General features: G+C 65.8%; 18 protein-coding genes. 10 read left to right on the forward strand and 8 right to left on the reverse strand.

The window, feature by feature from the left end; genetic code table 11:
* Positions 1-111 precede the first annotated feature (111 nt).
* Positions 112-495, reverse strand: coding sequence for a preprotein translocase subunit SecG (secG, locus tag RQI43_RS20835; RefSeq protein ID WP_056427002.1), 384 nt, complete (start codon positions 493-495; stop codon positions 112-114).
* A gap of 151 nt (positions 496-646) precedes the next feature.
* Positions 647-1,408 carry a triose-phosphate isomerase gene (tpiA, locus tag RQI43_RS20840; RefSeq protein WP_056427105.1) on the reverse strand — a complete coding sequence of 254 codons (762 nt, stop codon included), beginning with the start codon at positions 1,406-1,408 and terminating at the stop codon, positions 647-649.
* A gap of 193 nt (positions 1,409-1,601) precedes the next feature.
* Between tpiA and RQI43_RS20845 the strand changes: the two genes are divergently transcribed.
* From RQI43_RS20845 to glp, 8 genes are all read left to right on the forward strand, one after another.
* The gene (locus RQI43_RS20845) at positions 1,602-3,503 is read left to right on the forward strand and encodes a SurA N-terminal domain-containing protein (protein ID WP_311276456.1); all 1,902 of its coding nucleotides are present in this window, start codon (positions 1,602-1,604) and stop codon (positions 3,501-3,503) included.
* Positions 3,504-3,510: 7 nt separating this feature from the next.
* Positions 3,511-5,031, forward strand: coding sequence for an anthranilate synthase component I (gene trpE / locus RQI43_RS20850; protein ID WP_056426996.1), 1,521 nt, complete (start codon positions 3,511-3,513; stop codon positions 5,029-5,031).
* A gap of 99 nt (positions 5,032-5,130) precedes the next feature.
* Positions 5,131-6,051 (forward strand): alpha/beta hydrolase, encoded by a 921-nt coding sequence (locus RQI43_RS20855; RefSeq protein ID WP_311276457.1) that lies wholly within the window; start codon positions 5,131-5,133, stop codon positions 6,049-6,051.
* A gap of 76 nt (positions 6,052-6,127) precedes the next feature.
* Positions 6,128-6,742: an aminodeoxychorismate/anthranilate synthase component II gene (locus RQI43_RS20860; protein WP_056426990.1), complete on the forward strand. Its 615-nt coding sequence runs from the start codon at positions 6,128-6,130 to the stop codon at positions 6,740-6,742.
* A gap of 34 nt (positions 6,743-6,776) precedes the next feature.
* Positions 6,777-7,790: an anthranilate phosphoribosyltransferase gene (trpD, locus tag RQI43_RS20865; protein ID WP_311276458.1), complete on the forward strand. Its 1,014-nt coding sequence runs from the start codon at positions 6,777-6,779 to the stop codon at positions 7,788-7,790.
* Positions 7,791-7,801: 11 nt separating this feature from the next.
* Positions 7,802-8,659: an indole-3-glycerol phosphate synthase TrpC gene (trpC, locus tag RQI43_RS20870; RefSeq protein ID WP_311276459.1), complete on the forward strand. Its 858-nt coding sequence runs from the start codon at positions 7,802-7,804 to the stop codon at positions 8,657-8,659.
* Positions 8,656-9,141: a cyclic pyranopterin monophosphate synthase MoaC gene (gene moaC, locus RQI43_RS20875; RefSeq protein WP_311276460.1), complete on the forward strand. Its 486-nt coding sequence runs from the start codon at positions 8,656-8,658 to the stop codon at positions 9,139-9,141. Before trpC ends, moaC begins: the two co-directional genes overlap by 4 nt.
* The gene (glp, locus tag RQI43_RS20880; protein ID WP_311276461.1) at positions 9,138-10,367 is read left to right on the forward strand and encodes a gephyrin-like molybdotransferase Glp; all 1,230 of its coding nucleotides are present in this window, start codon (positions 9,138-9,140) and stop codon (positions 10,365-10,367) included. Before moaC ends, glp begins: the two co-directional genes overlap by 4 nt.
* Before the next feature lie 15 nt (positions 10,368-10,382).
* Here the strand turns inward: glp and RQI43_RS20885 are convergent, their stop codons facing one another.
* From RQI43_RS20885 to RQI43_RS20900, 4 genes are all read right to left on the reverse strand, one after another.
* On the reverse strand, positions 10,383-10,841 hold the full coding sequence (locus RQI43_RS20885; protein ID WP_311276462.1) for an FUSC family protein: 459 nt from the start codon (positions 10,839-10,841) through the stop codon (positions 10,383-10,385).
* A 253-nt stretch (positions 10,842-11,094) separates the two neighbouring features.
* Positions 11,095-11,772, reverse strand: coding sequence for an alpha/beta hydrolase (locus RQI43_RS20890; protein WP_056426976.1), 678 nt, complete (start codon positions 11,770-11,772; stop codon positions 11,095-11,097).
* Positions 11,773-11,855: 83 nt separating this feature from the next.
* Positions 11,856-12,224: a hypothetical protein gene (locus RQI43_RS20895; protein ID WP_311276463.1), complete on the reverse strand. Its 369-nt coding sequence runs from the start codon at positions 12,222-12,224 to the stop codon at positions 11,856-11,858.
* 23 nt (positions 12,225-12,247) lie between these two features.
* Positions 12,248-12,691 (reverse strand): OsmC family protein, encoded by a 444-nt coding sequence (locus RQI43_RS20900; RefSeq protein ID WP_311276464.1) that lies wholly within the window; start codon positions 12,689-12,691, stop codon positions 12,248-12,250.
* A 420-nt stretch (positions 12,692-13,111) separates the two neighbouring features.
* On the opposite strand from RQI43_RS20900, the gene RQI43_RS20905 reads away from it, so the two are divergent.
* Together RQI43_RS20905 and frc are read left to right on the forward strand one after the other, a co-directional pair.
* Positions 13,112-13,555 carry a PAS domain S-box protein gene (locus RQI43_RS20905; protein ID WP_311276465.1) on the forward strand — a complete coding sequence of 148 codons (444 nt, stop codon included), beginning with the start codon at positions 13,112-13,114 and terminating at the stop codon, positions 13,553-13,555.
* A gap of 125 nt (positions 13,556-13,680) precedes the next feature.
* On the forward strand, positions 13,681-14,931 hold the full coding sequence (gene frc / locus RQI43_RS20910; RefSeq protein ID WP_207412361.1) for a formyl-CoA transferase: 1,251 nt from the start codon (positions 13,681-13,683) through the stop codon (positions 14,929-14,931).
* A gap of 159 nt (positions 14,932-15,090) precedes the next feature.
* Here the strand turns inward: frc and RQI43_RS20915 are convergent, their stop codons facing one another.
* Together RQI43_RS20915 and RQI43_RS20920 are read right to left on the reverse strand one after the other, a co-directional pair.
* Positions 15,091-15,591, reverse strand: coding sequence for a DUF2867 domain-containing protein (locus tag RQI43_RS20915; RefSeq protein WP_311276466.1), 501 nt, complete (start codon positions 15,589-15,591; stop codon positions 15,091-15,093).
* Positions 15,592-15,706: 115 nt separating this feature from the next.
* On the reverse strand, positions 15,707-16,024 hold the full coding sequence (locus tag RQI43_RS20920; RefSeq protein ID WP_311276467.1) for a hypothetical protein: 318 nt from the start codon (positions 16,022-16,024) through the stop codon (positions 15,707-15,709).
* Between the last annotated feature and the right edge of the window lie 235 nt (positions 16,025-16,259).

Genomic DNA, 16,259 nt, shown 5'->3' on the forward strand with positions numbered 1-16,259 from the left:
ACCCCGCCGCTGGTGGCGGCAGGGCTGCATCGGTTCGGATTCTGTGGAACGCCGGGTGGGGACGGTTCGGAGCGAGAGGTGTCCGAGCCGTCATTCCGCATCGACCTTCGATCAGCGCGACTGGGGCGCTTCGGGCGTGGCAGGCTGAGCCGGCGCGGTCTGGCCAGCGCCCTGACCGGGACGAAGGGTCTCAAGAATATTGCCGTTGGGCGCCGCCGGCTGCGTCGTCGCGGCTCCGTCGAGGATCGACTTCGGCGCGGCGCTGCGGTGGGAGATCACCGCGAGGGTCATGCTCGTCGTGAAGAACAGGGCCGCCAGGATCGCTGTAGCCCGCGTGAGGGCGTTGGCCTGGCCACGTCCGGTCATGAACCCCGACACGCCGCCACCGCTGCTACCACCGCCGAGCCCGAGTCCGCCCTCAGAGCGCTGCAGCAGGACCACGGCGATGAGTGCGAGAACCACGATGAGGTGAATGGAGATCAGGACGGCATTCATGTCGTTTCAGTCCGATGTTCCTGGTCCGTGAACCACGTAGGCCGTATCCGGCGCCCGAAGAGGCCCGGCGAGGAACGTCCGCAAAGGGCAGGCTCCTACACGAGATGGTGTCTCACGCCAAATCCTGCATCGCCCTAGGGCGGCGAATGTTTCAGGCGTAGGCGGCCGCTATCCCCAGGAAGTCGGACGCCACGAGACTGGCGCCTCCGACCAGCGCCCCGTCCACATTCTCTACCGCCATCAATTCGCGGGCGTTACCCGGCTTCACCGAACCGCCATAGAGGATACGCACCTTGGCGGCTTCCGCGCCGATGAGCTGTCCGAGCATCTCACGCAGAGAAGCATGGACTTCGGCGATGTCGGACGGGGTCGGTGTCAGGCCGGTACCGATGGCCCAGACAGGCTCGTAGGCGATGACCGTATCGGAGGCCTTCGCCCCCTTGGGGACGCCGATGGCGAGCTGGGCACGGACGATATCGAGGGTCCGGCCCTCTTCGCGTTCCTCCTGCGTCTCGCCGACGCAGATGATGCCGCAGAGTCCGGCGCGGCGGGCACCCAATGCCTTGGCATGGACGCCATCGTCGGTCTCGTGGTGATAGGCGCGGCGCTCCGAATGCCCGACGATGACGTAGCTCGCCCCGAGATCGGCCAGCATCTCGGCGGAGATGCTGCCGGTGAAGGCGCCGCTGGCCTTGGCATGAAGGTTCTGACCGCCGATGGCGATGGCGGACCCGTAGACCGCCGCCACACAGGAAGAAATCAGCGTCGAAGGGGGGCAGACGAGGACGTCGATCCGGGATGCGAGTTCGGGCGAGAGCCCGTCGCGGATGGCCTCGACCACGGGAACCGAACTGCGCAGGCCGTTCATCTTCCAGTTGCCGGCGATCAGCGGCCGCCGTCCCGACTTCGACATCGTATTCCTCGCGCTCAGATGCTGCTGGTCCGGCTTCACCGGATCGTGAGCGGGGCCGTAACAGAGCCGACTAGCGGGCGCAAACATGGGCTCGAGGATTCGCCCGGCCTTTGCTGGGGCCACCGGATGGTCTATCGCGGGCGGCCTGGAGCGTGCCTCGGCACGCCATCACGACGGATTTTCGAACGTTCCGATGCTGCAGAACATGCGTAGTGCGAGCCAGCATTGGCTCGGCAAGATCATTCTCACGGTGGTCTTCACCTTCCTCATCGCCGGCGTTGCGATTTTCGGGGTGGAAGATTTCTTCCGCTCGAACTCCGCCACGACCGTGGCCACGGTGGGCAAGACGCAGATCACTTCGGAGGCGGTGCGCTCGGCCTATCAGCTGCAGCTACAGCGCTATCAGAGCCAGCTTCAGCGCAGCTTGACTCCCGAACAGGCCCGGGGCCTCGGTCTCGATCGGCAGGTCCTTTCGCAGCTGATCAGCGAGGCCTCCCTCGACCAGCAGGCTAAGGATCTCGGTCTCGTCATCCCGGATTCGGCAGTATTGCGCGCGATTCAAGAAGAGCCGACCTTCAAGGGGGCCAACGGCTCCTTCGACCAGACGCTCTTCTTCCAGACGCTGCAGCGCGCCGGCATCAACGAGGCGATGTTCGTGCGCGACCAGCGCGCCGCCGCCGGACGGCTCCAGATCGCCGAGGCCGTGGCCGCGGACATTCATGTCCCCGCCGCCCTGCGGGAGGCCGTGCATCGCTACACCACCGAGCGCCGGTCGGCCTCCTTCATGATGCTGCCCCCTTCCGTGGCGGGAGACATTCCCGCACCGACGGACGATGAGGTGAAGACCTTCTACGACGAGAACAGGAGCGCATTCCGCGCGCCGGACTACCGGGCCGTGACCCTCCTCGCCCTCGATCCGCAGGCGATGGCCAAGCCCGACGCTGTCACGGACGAGGATGTGCAGAAGCGCTACGAGCTCGCCAAGGCGCAATACGGCACGCCGGAGCGGCGCACGATCCAGCAGATCGTGTTCCCCGACGAGGCCTCCGCCGAGGCGGCGCGCAAGGAGATCGAATCCGGCGAAAAGCCGTTCGAGGCCGTCGCTCTGGCGCGCGGCGTCGACGCGAAGGAACTGTCTCTGGGGAACCTGACGAAGGCCGAACTGTTCGACCCGGCCGTCGCAGAGGCCGCCTTCTCGCTTGCCCAAAACACCGTGAGCGCCCCGGTCAAGGGTCGCTTCGGCACCGTGCTCCTCCGAGTCACGGCCATCGAACCCGAGACACGCAAGCCCCTCGCCGACGTGGCGCCGGAGATCCGCAAGACCATCGCTCTCGAGCGCGCCAAGACCGCCGTTGAAAAGGACCACGACACGATCGAGGACGAGCGCGCCAACAGCAAGCCGCTGGCCGAGATCGCCAAGGAGCGGGGCCTCACCCTCGTGACCGTGCCGGCGGTGAGCGCCCAGGGACTCGACCCGTCGGGCAAGCTCGTCGATTCCATTCCGGATCGCGACACGACGCTGCCGATCGTGTTCCGCTCCGAGATCGGGAGCGACACCGAGGCGCTTCGCCTGAAGTCCGGCGGCTACGTCTGGGTCGACGTCACCGGCATAGACCAAGCCCATGACAAACCCCTCGACCTGGTGCGCGATCAGGCAGCCGCCCAATGGCGCGCTGCCGAGGTGGCCAAGCGCCTGTCCGACAAGGCACGCAGCCTGACCGAGCGTCTGGACAAGGGCGAGGCCATCGACACGCTCGCGGCGGAAGTCGGCGTGCAGGTGCAAACCTCCACGGACATCGCCCGCAGCCAGTCCAAGGACGGCCTCTCGGCCGACGTGGTCAATCGCCTCTTCGCCATCCCGGTGGACAAGGCCGTTTCGGTCGAATCCGGCGAGTCGCGTGTGGTCGCCAAGGTCACGGCGGCGACGATGCCCGCCTTCGTGCCCGGCAGCCCCTCCGACGAGGCGATCTCGAAGCGGTTCCAGGCGACCCTCATCGATGACATCCTCGGCGAGTACATCGCCGACGTTCAGAAAAGCGTGGGGATCACCGTCAACCAGACGGCGTTCCGGCGCGCGATCGGCGGCGAGTACTGAACCGATCATGTTTCAGGAGCCGGATTACGCCGCGTTCGCGGAGGCCTACGAGGCAGGGCGGCCGACCCTCCTCAACCTGACCCTGGTGGCCGATCTGGAGACTCCGGTCGCGGCTTTCCTCAAGCTGCGGGCGGTCCATGCCGGGCCGGCCTTCCTCCTCGAATCCGTCGAGGGCGGTGCGGTGCGCGGCCGCTACTCGATGATAGGCCTCGACCCCGACCTCGCCTGGCGCTGTCGCGACGGCCGACCGGAGACCGCACGGGGCAGCGACCTGTCGGTGTTCGAGCGCGATGACGCGTCGCCGCTGGCAAGCCTCCGGTCCCTCATCGCCGAAAGCGCCATCGGAGCCGATGACGATGTCGAACTCCCGCCCATGGCGGCGGGCCTCTTCGGCTATCTCGGCTACGACATGGTCCGGGCCATGGAGCGGCTCGGGGTGTCGAACCCGGATCCCCTTGGCGTTCCCGACGCGATCCTCGTCCGGCCGCGCGTCATGGTGGTATTCGATGCCGTGCGCGACATCATCACCGTGGTCGGCCCGGTGCGCCCGAGCGCAGGGGTTTCGGCGCGTGCGGCCTATGAGGGCGCGCTCGCCCGTCTGGAGCGCGTGGCCGATGTCCTGGAAGGTCCGCTTCCGGTGGAATCGCGGATCGACCCCCTCACCATCGCCCATCCCGAGCCGGTCTCGAACACGACGCCGGACGCCTATCTCGACATGGTCGCGCGGGCGAAGGAGTACATCGTCGCCGGTGACGTTTTCCAGGTCGTGCTGTCCCAGCGCTTCGAGGCGCCGTTCACGCTGCCGGCCTTCGCCCTCTACCGGTCCCTGCGGCGGACCAACCCGGCCCCCTTCCTGTGCTACCTCGACTTCGAAGATTTTCAGGTCGTGTGCTCGTCTCCCGAGATCCTCGTGCGCGTGCGCGAGGGACGCGTCACGATCCGCCCCATCGCCGGTACCCGCCGGCGCGGCGCCACTCCGTCCGAGGACAAGGCCCTGGCCGAGGAACTGCTGGCCGATCCGAAGGAACGCTCTGAGCACCTGATGCTGCTCGATCTCGGCCGCAACGATGTCGGCCGGGTCTCGCGCATCGGCAGCGTGACCGTGACGGGGTCGTTCTTCCTCGAATATTACAGCCAGGTCATGCACATCGTCTCGAATGTCGAGGGCGATCTCGATCCGAGCCACGACGCACTCGATGCCCTCTCGGCCGGGTTTCCGGCCGGCACGGTCTCCGGCGCGCCGAAGGTCAGGGCGATGGAGATCATCGACGAGCTCGAACGCGAGAAGCGCGGCCCTTATGGCGGCTGCATCGGTTATTTCGGCGCACGCGGCGAGATGGATACCTGCATCGTGCTGCGCACCGCCATCGTGAAGGACGGTCGGATGCATGTTCAGGCCGGCGCCGGCATCGTCTACGATTCTGATCCGGCCTCCGAACAGCAGGAATGCGTGAACAAGGCCAAAGCCCTGTTCCGCGCCGCGGAGGATGCGGTGATGTTCGCGAGCCGGGCGCGGCGGGGGCAATAGTCCTTCCGCGCACCAAGGCAGTCCTTCCGCTTGGCCCGCGATTGCCGACAGACATCGAATCGGTCGTATATCGACGGGTTGCGATGGCGGAGGAACGTGATGGCTGAGACCGAGATCGATGCCATCAGGGATCTTCTCGCGGCCAGTCCACGGTCTTCGAATCTCGCCGAGCGCCGTGAACGGCTCGACGGGTTCGGCGCGCATTATCCAGTTCCCCCCGATGTGACGGTCGTGCCCGTCGATGCGGGCGGGGTGTCGGCCGAATGGACCGGGAGCCCGGGGGCGGACCCGACCCGCGTCGTCCTGTTCCTGCATGGCGGCGGATACGTGTCCGGCTCGCTCAACAGTCACCGGCACATGATGGCCGAGACGGGCCGCGCTGCCGGATCACGGACGTTGGCGCTGGATTACCGGCTCGCGCCGGAACATCCGTTTCCCGCGGCCCTCGATGACGCCCTGGCGGGTTACCGCTTCCTGCTCGAATCGGGTGTCAGCCCCAGGAACATCGTCTTGTCCGGGGAGAGTGCCGGCGGCGGGCTTGCCGTCGCGACGGCCCTCTCGCTGCGTGATGCCGGCCTGCCGCTTCCGCGCTGTCTTTGGCTCACGTCGCCCTGGGTCGATCTGGAGATGACCGGTGCCAGCATGGACACCAAGGCGGCGGTCGATCCCCTGATCCAACGGGAATACCTGATGGAACTCGTGGAGGCCTATTGCGCAGGAAAGGACGCGGCGACCCCGCTGATCTCGCCGCTTCATGCCGACCTCGGCGGCCTGCCGCCGATGCTGATCCAGGTCGGCAGCGCCGAGACCCTGCTGGACGATTCCCTTCGCCTCGCCGGGGTGGCCGCCTCGGCGGACGTCGCCGTGACGCTTCAAGTCTGGCCGCACATGATCCATGCTTGGCACATGTTCTATCCGCAGCTTGCCGAGGGGCGGCGATCGCTGGCGAGCGCCGGTGCCTTCATCCGTACGCATCTAGGGGACGGCACCGCCGTCCAGCATCCGACGATCGGGGTCTGAGAGCGGACGCGGCGCGAGAACGCTTGACCCTCTCGGCTCACCTCGTCACACGAGGGGGATCAAGAGAAGCGCGATCATGGCCAACGTCCTCGTCATCGACAACTACGATTCCTTCACCTGGAATCTCGTCCATCTCATCGGGCCGCTTTGCGGATCGATCGATGTCGTGCGCAACGACCAGATCACCATCGACGAGATCCGCGAGCGCGCGCCCGATGCGGTGGTGCTGTCTCCGGGGCCGTGCACGCCCAACGAGGCCGGCATCTGCCTCGACGTGGTGCGCGACCTCTCCGGCGAGGTGCCGATCTTCGGAGTCTGTCTCGGCCTCCAGGCGATCGGTCAGGCCTTCGGCGGCGACGTGGTGCGCGCGCCAAAGCCCATGCATGGCAAGGTCTCGAGCATCACCCACAGGGCAACGGGGGTCTTTCGCGGGCTGAACGGCCCCTTCGATGCCACGCGCTATCACTCGCTCGTGGTGGAGCGCGGCGGGTGTCCGCAGGATCTGGTCGTCACGGCGGAAGCGGACGGGCTCATCATGGCGCTGGAACACGCCACACTCCCGGTCCACGGCGTGCAGTTCCACCCGGAGAGCATCCTCTCGCATCACGGCTCGCAGATCCTGCGCAACTTCCTCGACATCGCCGCGGCGTGGAACGCGGGACGTGACAAGCGCGGGTCCGGCGTGCATTGACGCATCGATCGATTTTGATTGACGCTTCCGACCCATGGACACCTTCAAGCCGCTCCTCGCGAAAGTCGCGGCCGGGTCGAGTCTCGACCGGGCGGAGGCGCGCGCCGCCTTCGACGACCTGCTCTCGGGCGAGGTGACGCCGGTCCAGGCCAGCGCCTTCCTCATCGCCCTGAAGGTGCGTGGCGAAGCCAAGGACGAGATCGTCGGCGCGGTGGAGGCCATGCGGGCGCGGATGGTGCGCGTGGTCCCGGTTCCCGGCGCCATCGACATCGTCGGCACCGGCGGCGACCATTCGGGTAGCTACAACGTCTCGACTCTCGCCGCGATCCTCACGGCGGCCTGCGGCGTGCCGGTGGCCAAGCACGGCAACCGTGCGGCCACCTCGCGCTCGGGTGCGGCCGATGTCCTCGTTTCCCTTGGCGTGAAAATCGGTCTCGACCCAGACGGGCTGGCCCGCTGCCTCGCACAGGCCGGCCTCTGCTTCATGTTCGCTCAGACCCATCACGGCGCGATGCGCCATGTGGCGCCGGTGCGCTCCGAACTGCCGACGCGGACGATCTTCAACCTGTTGGGGCCGCTCTCGAATCCGGCCGGTGTCGAGCGCCAGCTTCTGGGCGTCTCCACCGAGGCCTGGGCCGAACCCCTGACGCGTGTATTGGGCCAACTCGGCAGCACGCGGGTCTGGACGGTACACGGGTCGGACGGGCTCGACGAGATCACCGTCACCGGGCCGACGCCGGTGGTCACCCTGGAGGACGGGCGGATCGGCCGTTTCACCATCGATCCGCGCGAAGTCGGCCTGCCGCTCTGGACTCTCGAGGATCTGCGCGGCGGCGATCCCGACCATAACGCGCACGCGCTGAACGCCGTCCTGTCGGGCGAGCGCAACGCCTATCGCGACATCGCCGTTCTCAATGCGGGGGCCGGCCTCGTCGTCGCCGGTTCCGCGCAGACCTTGAGCGAAGGTGTGGCCCGTGCCGCTTCCGCCATCGATGACGGCGCGGCACGAGCAACCCTTGCACGCCTCGTGGCGGTCTCGAACACATGAAAGAGGCCCCGATGAGCGAGGCGAAACCCATTGCGGACGTCGTTGCACCACCGGCCACCACCGACCGGCGTGACGTGCTTGCGCGGATCGAGGCCTATAAGCGCCGCGAGATCGCCGAAGCCAAGCTGCGCGTACCGCTCGCGAAGCTCGAGAAGCGCATCGAGAAAGCCTCGCCGGTCCGGCCCTTCGCCGATGCGATCGCTGCTCATATCGCGCAGGGTCGCCCCGCGCTCATCGCCGAGGTGAAGAAGGCCTCGCCGTCCAAGGGCCTGATCCGCGAGGATTTCGACCCCGCCACCCTCGCCGCTGCGTACGAGGCGGGTGGCGCCACCTGTCTCTCGGTGCTCACCGACACGCCCTCCTTCCAGGGCAAGCCGGAATACCTCACCGAGGCGCGGGACGCCTGTTCGCTGCCGGTGCTGCGCAAAGACTTCCTGTTCGAGCCGTACCAAGTGTTCGAGGCGCGCGCCTGGGGCGCCGATTGCGTGCTGGCCATCATGGCGTGCCTCGATGACGACGAGGCGCTGGCCATCATCGAGACCGCGCACGATCTCGGCATGGATGTGCTGGTCGAGGTCCATGACGAGGCGGAACTCGCCCGCGCCATTCCGCTCGGCACCCGGCTGCTGGGCATCAACAACCGCGACCTCAAGACATTCGAGGTCTCGTTCGATACGGCCATCCGCGTTGCCAAGGGCGTGCCAGAGGACCGTATCGCTGTTGCGGAGAGCGGCATCACCGGGCACGGCGATGTCCTGCGCCTCGAAAAGGGTGGGCTTCGGACGATCCTCGTCGGGGAAAGCCTGATGCGCGAAGCGGACGTGACCAAGGCGACGAAACGCCTGCTCTTCGGCAAGGCCGGCAAATGAGCAGCCTCACGCATCTCGATGCGGCCGGCGCCGCCAACATGGTCGACGTCTCCGACAAAGCCGCCACCACCCGCATCGCTCGCGCCGAAGGCGTGGTGGTGATGCTGCCCGAAACGCTGCGGCTGATCCGCGAAGGCGATGCCAAGAAGGGCGACGTGATCGGCACGGCGAGGCTCGCGGGCATCATGGCGTCGAAACGCACGCATGAACTCATCCCGCTGTGCCATCCGTTGCTGATCTCTAGGGTCCGGGTGGAATGCGAGCCGGACGATTCCCTGCCAGGCCTTCGCGTGACCGCAGAGGTCAAGGTGATCGGTCCGACCGGGGTCGAGATGGAGGCCCTCACCGCCGTCTCGGTCGCCTGCCTCACGATCTACGACATGGTGAAGGCGGCCGATCGCGCCATGCGGATCGAAGGCATCCACCTAGTCTCCAAGGATGGCGGAAAGTCCGGCTCGTACCGGGCCGAGGGCGCTTCGTGAGCAAACTCATTCCGGTGGAGGAGGCGCTCGCGCGCATCCTCGCAAGTGCCGCCGAGCCAGTGGCAGCCGAGACGGTGCCGGTAGCCGACGCCTACGGCCGGACCCTGGCCGACGATGTGGCCGCCCTACGGACCCAGCCGCCCTTCCCCGCCTCCGCTATGGATGGCTATGCGGTGCGTTCCGAGGATGTGGCCGCCGTTCCGGCAAAACTGGCCCTCATCGGCATGAGCGCTGCGGGCCACGGCTTCTCGGGCACGATCGGCCCCGGCGAGACGGTACGGATCCTCACGGGGGCTCCAGTGCCCACGGGGGCCGACACGATCCTCATTCAGGAGAATGCCGACGTCTCGGACAATGTGGTCACGGCGAAAGAAACGGTCGCCGCCAAGCGCCATATCCGCGTTCCCGGTCTCGATTTCCGGTCCGGTGATCTGCTCCTGCGGGCGGGGGAGTGCCTGGATGCGCGCCGGCTTGCCCTCGCGGCCGCGGGTGGTCACGCCACTCTCCAGGTTCGCCGCCGGCCTCGGGTCGCGATCCTCGCCACGGGCGACGAACTCGTGGCGCCGGGAGAACCGGCCCGCTGGGACCAGATCGTCGCCTCGAATGGATTGGCGGTGGCGAGCCTTGCCCGCGAGGCAGGCGCGGAACCCATCGATCTCGGCATTGCCGGAGACAGCCTCGCCTCCCTCGAAGCCGCACTAGGCCGGGCGCGGGACGCGAAAGCAGACCTCCTGGTGACCCTGGGCGGCGCCTCCGTAGGTGATCATGACCTCGTCCAGGCGGCTCTGCATCGCGAGGGGCTGGAACTTGGATTCTGGCGAGTGGCTCTCCGCCCCGGAAAGCCACTGATGCATGGACGCCTCGGTCCGATGATGGTCATCGGTTTACCGGGCAATCCCGTCTCCGCCGTAGTCTGTGGCCTGCTCTTCGTCGTGCCGGCGATCCGAGCCCTTCTTGGCGACCCCAAGGCCGGGGCCGACCGCAGCGAGCCGGCCTTGCTCGGGGCGGACATGCCGGCCAACGATATCCGCCAGGACTACATGCGGGCGCGGATCGAAATCGCGGATGACGGCCGTCCGATAGCGTACGCCGAAACGCGCCAGGATTCCTCGATGCTCTCGGTCCTCGGTCAATCCGAAGCGCTGCTGGTTCGCCCACCCGGCGCTCCGGCCGCGAAGCGCGGCGATCCATGCCGGATCATTCGCCTCGATCGAGCGTTGCTCTGACGACGACAAGTTTCGTCATTTTCCGGTGACGTCAGGGGTCGATCTAGCCAGCCGCGTGGCGAGCCAGCCGACGATGATCGCCACGGTGACGCCCCAGCCCACCTCCATGACGCGCGAGCCGAAGATATGCTGCGCCGTTCCGTCATGGGGGACGAGCAGGATGATGGTCGCGGTGATCCCGGCGAGCCGGGCCGCGCTCGCCACGTTCAGCACCCAGCAGGCCGTGAGCGACAGGATGACTGCGAGGGCATAGGCAGCCAGATGCTGCCCGAGGCCGAGCCAGATACCAAGGCCGATGAGCCCCCCCGTGGCTGCACCGAGCAATTGATCCCGCCCGACTTTCCGCGTCGCGCGGAACTCGGTTTGGAGTACGGCGATGGCAGTGATCGCCGACCAGAACCCCTCACGCTGGTTCAGCGCCTGGGTCGGCAGATAAGCGATGATCGCCGCGCCAGCGGATAAAAGGCCGTGCACCAAACCATCGATGAGGCGGCGTCGTAGCGGCAGGCCCTTGCGAAGGCGCGCGATACGTTCGCCGAGCCGGCTGATCCTGGCCTCGTCGCGCCCTCCTTTTTCGGTTCCTGGAGGGTGTGCCTGCGCTCGCCACCCAGGGCTTCCCGGTTGCTGCTCCACGATGACACGGTCGCTCGAATCCATGATTTTTGAACGCGAGCCGAGCCTGCTTCGATCCGCCGGCGATCTTCAGGATTCACGCTTGCCGGCTCGGTTAGCCGAATACGAACTCCACCGCCTGCGTTACAACCTCAGGCTGGTAGGCGTGTGGCCCGTCATACTCCACAGAGGTCACATCGTAGCCAACGTCCCTCAGTTTCGAAGTGTGCACCCGTGCGCTGCGATTGATGGGTATCTGCTCGTCCCGTGTCCCATGTGAGATGAAGATGCGTGGTGACCCGGCCTGCAGATGTACCGACAAGAACCCGGCCGAGGAGATGATGAGGTGGGTGACCACATGGCCATTGGCGAGGCCGGAGGAGAGAGCGTAGCTCCCGCCATCGGAATGGCCGGCGAAGACGATGTGCAGGGGATCGAGCATGAAGCGTGACGCTACCTCGGTCAAAGCGAGGTCGAGCCGTTCGCGGTCCGGCCCGTGACCGCCGATGACGAGATCCCAGGTCGGGAATACAGATTGTGGAGCGAGGAGCAGAAATCCGCGCGTCTCCGCATGCTTTTCGAGCATGGGCAGGATCTTCTCCGCACTCCCGCCGCCGCCATGAAAGAGTACGACGAGGGGAGTCGGCCGTCGCGGATTGATCCCCGGCGGCACGATCAGCATGGCGTCGCGCTCATCGAGCAGACCGAGCGGATGGCGGCCCGAAGGCATGGGCTCCCTCGTCGGCAGACGATGCGCAAAAGCGAGACGTCCTGCGAGTTTAGGGTCGATCATGCGGCGAGCCTCGCGTCGTTCGGTGACATGGTGCGGGCATCGGTCGTTCTCTGCGGACGGCGCCCCTTGCCTAAGCTGCCGCGTCAATCCGGCTTGGCTTCGCTCAAAGGCTTGATCTTCAGTTGATCGATGATCCACAGCCAGCCGCCGGCCTCCTGCTTCCGTGCCGTCTCCACCGAGATCGTTCCGTTCGGCAGGCGCGCGAAGGTCATCGCGATGCCCCCGTTGCGGATGCTCGGCAGCGTCTCCGCGGCCGGGAACTCGGAGCGCCGCGCTTGAAGGTCGGTGTAGAATGCCCGGATCTCCTGATGTCCCGTCGCAACCACCTTTCCGGCGGCCAGCACGGCATCCGGTTCATAGAGGGCGACCAACCCCTCCACATCGCCGGCATTGGCCCTTTCGTTGAAGAGACGGGCAAGGTCTTCGGGGGTTTCTGCTAGCACGTGGTCCATGGCGTTTTCCTCTTGTTACACGGCTACTTCAGCAGCGTTCCAGCCGAGTCGCGCACCGCTACGGTGACCGGAATCCCCGCTTTGACGCTCTCGGAGACGGTACAGAAGCGCTCGAACTGCTCGAGAACCTTGTCGAGCCGTGGCATCGTTTCCGCCGGAGCGCTCAGCGCGATGCCGACTTCGATCCCGCTGATCCTCAGGCGACCATCCGCGTTGCGTTCCACGCGAAAGCTCGATCGCGCTGCGAGCCCGGTTGCGTCCTGTTTGAATTTGCCGAGGGCGAAGACCAGGCTCGCGCACAGACAGTTGGTGACGCCGGCGACCAGGATCTGCTCGGGGTAAGGCCCCTCCCCGCCGCCATAGGGTGGCGCCTCGTCAACGGCGAGGTTCGGGAAGGCTTCCCCAAAATCGATCTCGAACCGATAGCCTTCGATCTGCCTGATCGTGATGCTGCCGTCACTGCCCATCCGGGACGTCTCCTCTCGGCTCGCCTAGCCGCCGCGTGCGCACTGAAGCGGCAAAGCAACGACTGGCGAGGCAACGAACGAGAAGCAAAGGCGAGTTCCATCTCATTCCCCCTCCTTGCCCGCGTGTTGACAGCCTGCCCTCGTTGGCATACCAAATACCAACAGTAGACGCACAGAAAAAGCAAGTGCGCGGAACATCTCACGGACGAGGTTTGACCTTTCCGCGAAATGGAGGAAGCGATCACGATGATGCAATGCAGCATTCGCAACCGCAATATATTCCAGACGGAAGCCGAACTCACGACCACGACTGCGAACGAAGCATCGCGCGTCTCAAGTGAAATCCCTCATCGCGTTTGACGGCCGTACCTGCTGCCTAAGTCGATGGACGACGTTTCACTCGAAGACGCGAAACAAGCCATGTCGGATCAAGCCAATTTCTTCGGTATCGACGTCTCTCAACTGATCGAAGCCGCCGGAGATGCCATCGTCGTCTCCGATCCGGACGGTGCGATCGTCGTGTGGAACGCGGCGGCGGAGAGGATCTTCGGGTTCTCGTCATCCGAGGCGCTCGGCCAATCCCTCGATCTGATCACCCCGGAACGCCAGCGCCAGCGTCACTGGGATGGTTACGCCAAGACAATGCGGACCGGCATCACCCGCTACGGCACCGAGGTGCTGCGCGTGCCGGCGCTTCACAAAGACGGCCGATCACTCTCGATCGCCTTCACCGTCGGACTCCTTCACGGTTCTGACGGCGCAGTGACTGGAATCCTCGCCATCATCCGCGATGAGACCCGGCGCTGGAACGACGAACGTCAGATGCGCAAGCGTCTGAGCGAGCTCGAAAGCGCTTCCGTTTAAGTGGAGGCGCGAAAATCTAAAGGTTTCGCCAGAATACCGGCCAACACGAGTTCCGGATTAGAACCGGACATTCGAACTATCCGATCCATTATCGTTGCATGACGATCGAAAGGGAGAACGTCGAGATGAGCAAGCCGCTTGAAGGCACCAAGATCATCGATTTCACTCACGTCCAGGCTGGCCCTGCTTGCACGCAGCTTCTCGCCTGGTTCGGCGCCGACGTCATCAAGGTCGAGCGTCCCGGTGCCGGAGACGTGACACGGACGCAGCTGCGCCACGTGGAGGATGCCGACGCCCTTTACTTCACCATGCTGAATTCGAACAAGCGTTCGCTGACCCTCGACACCAAGACCCCCGAGGGCAAGGAAGTTCTCGAGAACCTCATCAAGCAATCCGACGTGATGGTCGAGAATTTCGGTCCCGGTGCCCTCGACCGCATGGGCTTCTCCTGGGCCCGCATTCAAGAACTCAACCCGGGCATGATCCTGGCTTCGGTGAAGGGCTTCTCGGACGGCCACCATTACGAGGACCTGAAGGTCTACGAGAACGTCGCCCAATGCGCCGGCGGCGCCGCCTCCACCACCGGCTTCTGGGACGGCCCCCCCACCGTCAGCGCCGCCGCTCTCGGTGACTCGAACACCGGCATGCATCTCGCCATCGGCATCCTCACGGCGCTTCACCAGAAGAACAAGACCGGCAAGGGCCAGAAGGTCGCCGTGTCGATGCAGGATTCGGTGCTGAACCTCTGCCGTGTGAAGCTGCGCGACCAGCAGCGCCTCGACGCCCTTGGCTACCTCGAGGAATACCCCCAGTATCCGCACGGCGAGTTCACCGACGTGGTGCCGCGCGGCGGTAATGCGGGCGGCGGCGGGCAGCCGGGCTGGGTGCTGAAGTGCAAGGGCTGGGAAACCGACCCGAACGCCTACATCTACTTCACGATCCAGGGCCATGCCTGGGCCCCAATCTGCAAGGCGATCGGCCGCGAAGAGTGGATCGAAGATCCGGCCTACAACACCGCCCGTGCCCGCCAGGACAAGATCATGGACATCTTCGGCACGATCGAGGAATGGCTCGCTGACAAGACCAAGTTCGAGGCGGTCGACATCCTGCGCAAGTTCGACATCCCGTGTTCGCCGGTCCTGTCGATGAAGGAACTCTCGGTCGATCCGTCGCTGCGCGCCAGCGGCACCATCGTCGAGGTGCAGCACCCCAAGCTCGGCTCGTATCTCACCGTCGGAAGCCCGATCAAGTTCTCGGACATGCCGGTCGAGATCAAATCTTCGCCGCTCCTCGGAGAGCACACTGACGAAGTGCTGCTCGACCTCGGTTACACCCAGCAGCAGATCGAGCGCTTGCACCAGGCACGCGCCGTCTAAGACAGATGCAAAGCGGCCCGTCCTCGGACGGGCCCTGGATTGAGGAAAACGGCGTGCCGCGAGGCGCGCCGTTTTCTTTTGGGATGAGACAAGGCCGCAGCAGGACGGCTGCGTCGTCGGCATCGTTGATCGAGCGTCGGCCCTGTTCGAACGAACGACCTACGTACCGGGACGCACGGCTTCCTGCCCCAACGAGTTCGTCAAACGCCGCAGGTCGGCGGCGAGGATCAAGCGATGGATCGGCGCGACCAGCACCATGTAGACCCAACCAAAGGCATTGTGGACGACGACCGACGAGGTGATCGTGAGACGGCGACCGGAGGTCGCGAGACAGATCATGACGTCGAGGCGGCGGTCCCGCACGGTGAGAACCAGCATATCCGGGGCGCTGTGTTCCACCAGGAAGAAGTCCAACGTTTCACCCGCGCGCGCTTGGATCCGGCGTTCACCGGAAAGGCCGCCGATCGCCTTCACGCCGAAACGGGCCGCGATCGAATCTCCCATGCGGAAGGCGAGCGACATGAGCGGTCGTGGCTCTGTCGTGATGAAATTCCAGTCCTGTATCGGAGTCATCGCCGAGGGGAGTACGACCGATCGCGAGTCGTCATAATCGAGCTGATCGCTCGGGCGCAGAATCCGAACCGGCAGATCGACAGGCAAGGACTTTTTCCCATCCCGTTGAGAGGACAGCCCTAGCATGACCGGCGCGGATAACCGGCGGCGCGATAGGTGAACGAGCGCGGCCTCGGCCATACCGGACCCGGTAGCCGTGCGTTTATCCTCCTAAGGAGTTGTTGCGGTCCTGTTGCCCTGCGACGGGATGCGTAACCGGGAGGCCGTGAGGCGAGACATCCAGCGAGGCTGCGTCTTTCCCCTCCGTCGCGAGTGCCTCGTAGGGCAGCCAGCCGGCGAAGGGTTCCAGATTATCCTGCCCAGCGGGGCGATACCAACGCCAGACTTGGCGTGCCGCACTCGGGGCGTACCAGCGGCCGGGACGGCCCTCGGCCAGGATCGGGCCGAGTGTCAGATGGTTGAGCCAGATCCGCTCGACGATCTGCGGGGCCGTGTGCATCGGGCGCCAGGTCAGCGGCATCGGACATCTCCTGCGAGGGCGATCACGGGGCGATGTAACGGGTGCGGGGGCCAGGACTTGGCGTCCGACCCCCGTACTCTGTTCGTGGTCGGTGGCTCAGCCTCAGTTCAGGCAGCCACTACGCGGGGGGCAGGCTTGGTCTCGTCGGAGACGGCCAGCGCCTGGGCCACCACCCGCTTGCGCCAGGGCTTCAGCACGGCGATGGCGAGGAGGGATGCGAGGATGTTGGCGCCGG

The organism is Methylobacterium sp. WCS2018Hpa-22 (genome assembly GCF_031843785.1).
GTDB lineage: Bacteria > Pseudomonadota > Alphaproteobacteria > Rhizobiales > Beijerinckiaceae > Methylobacterium.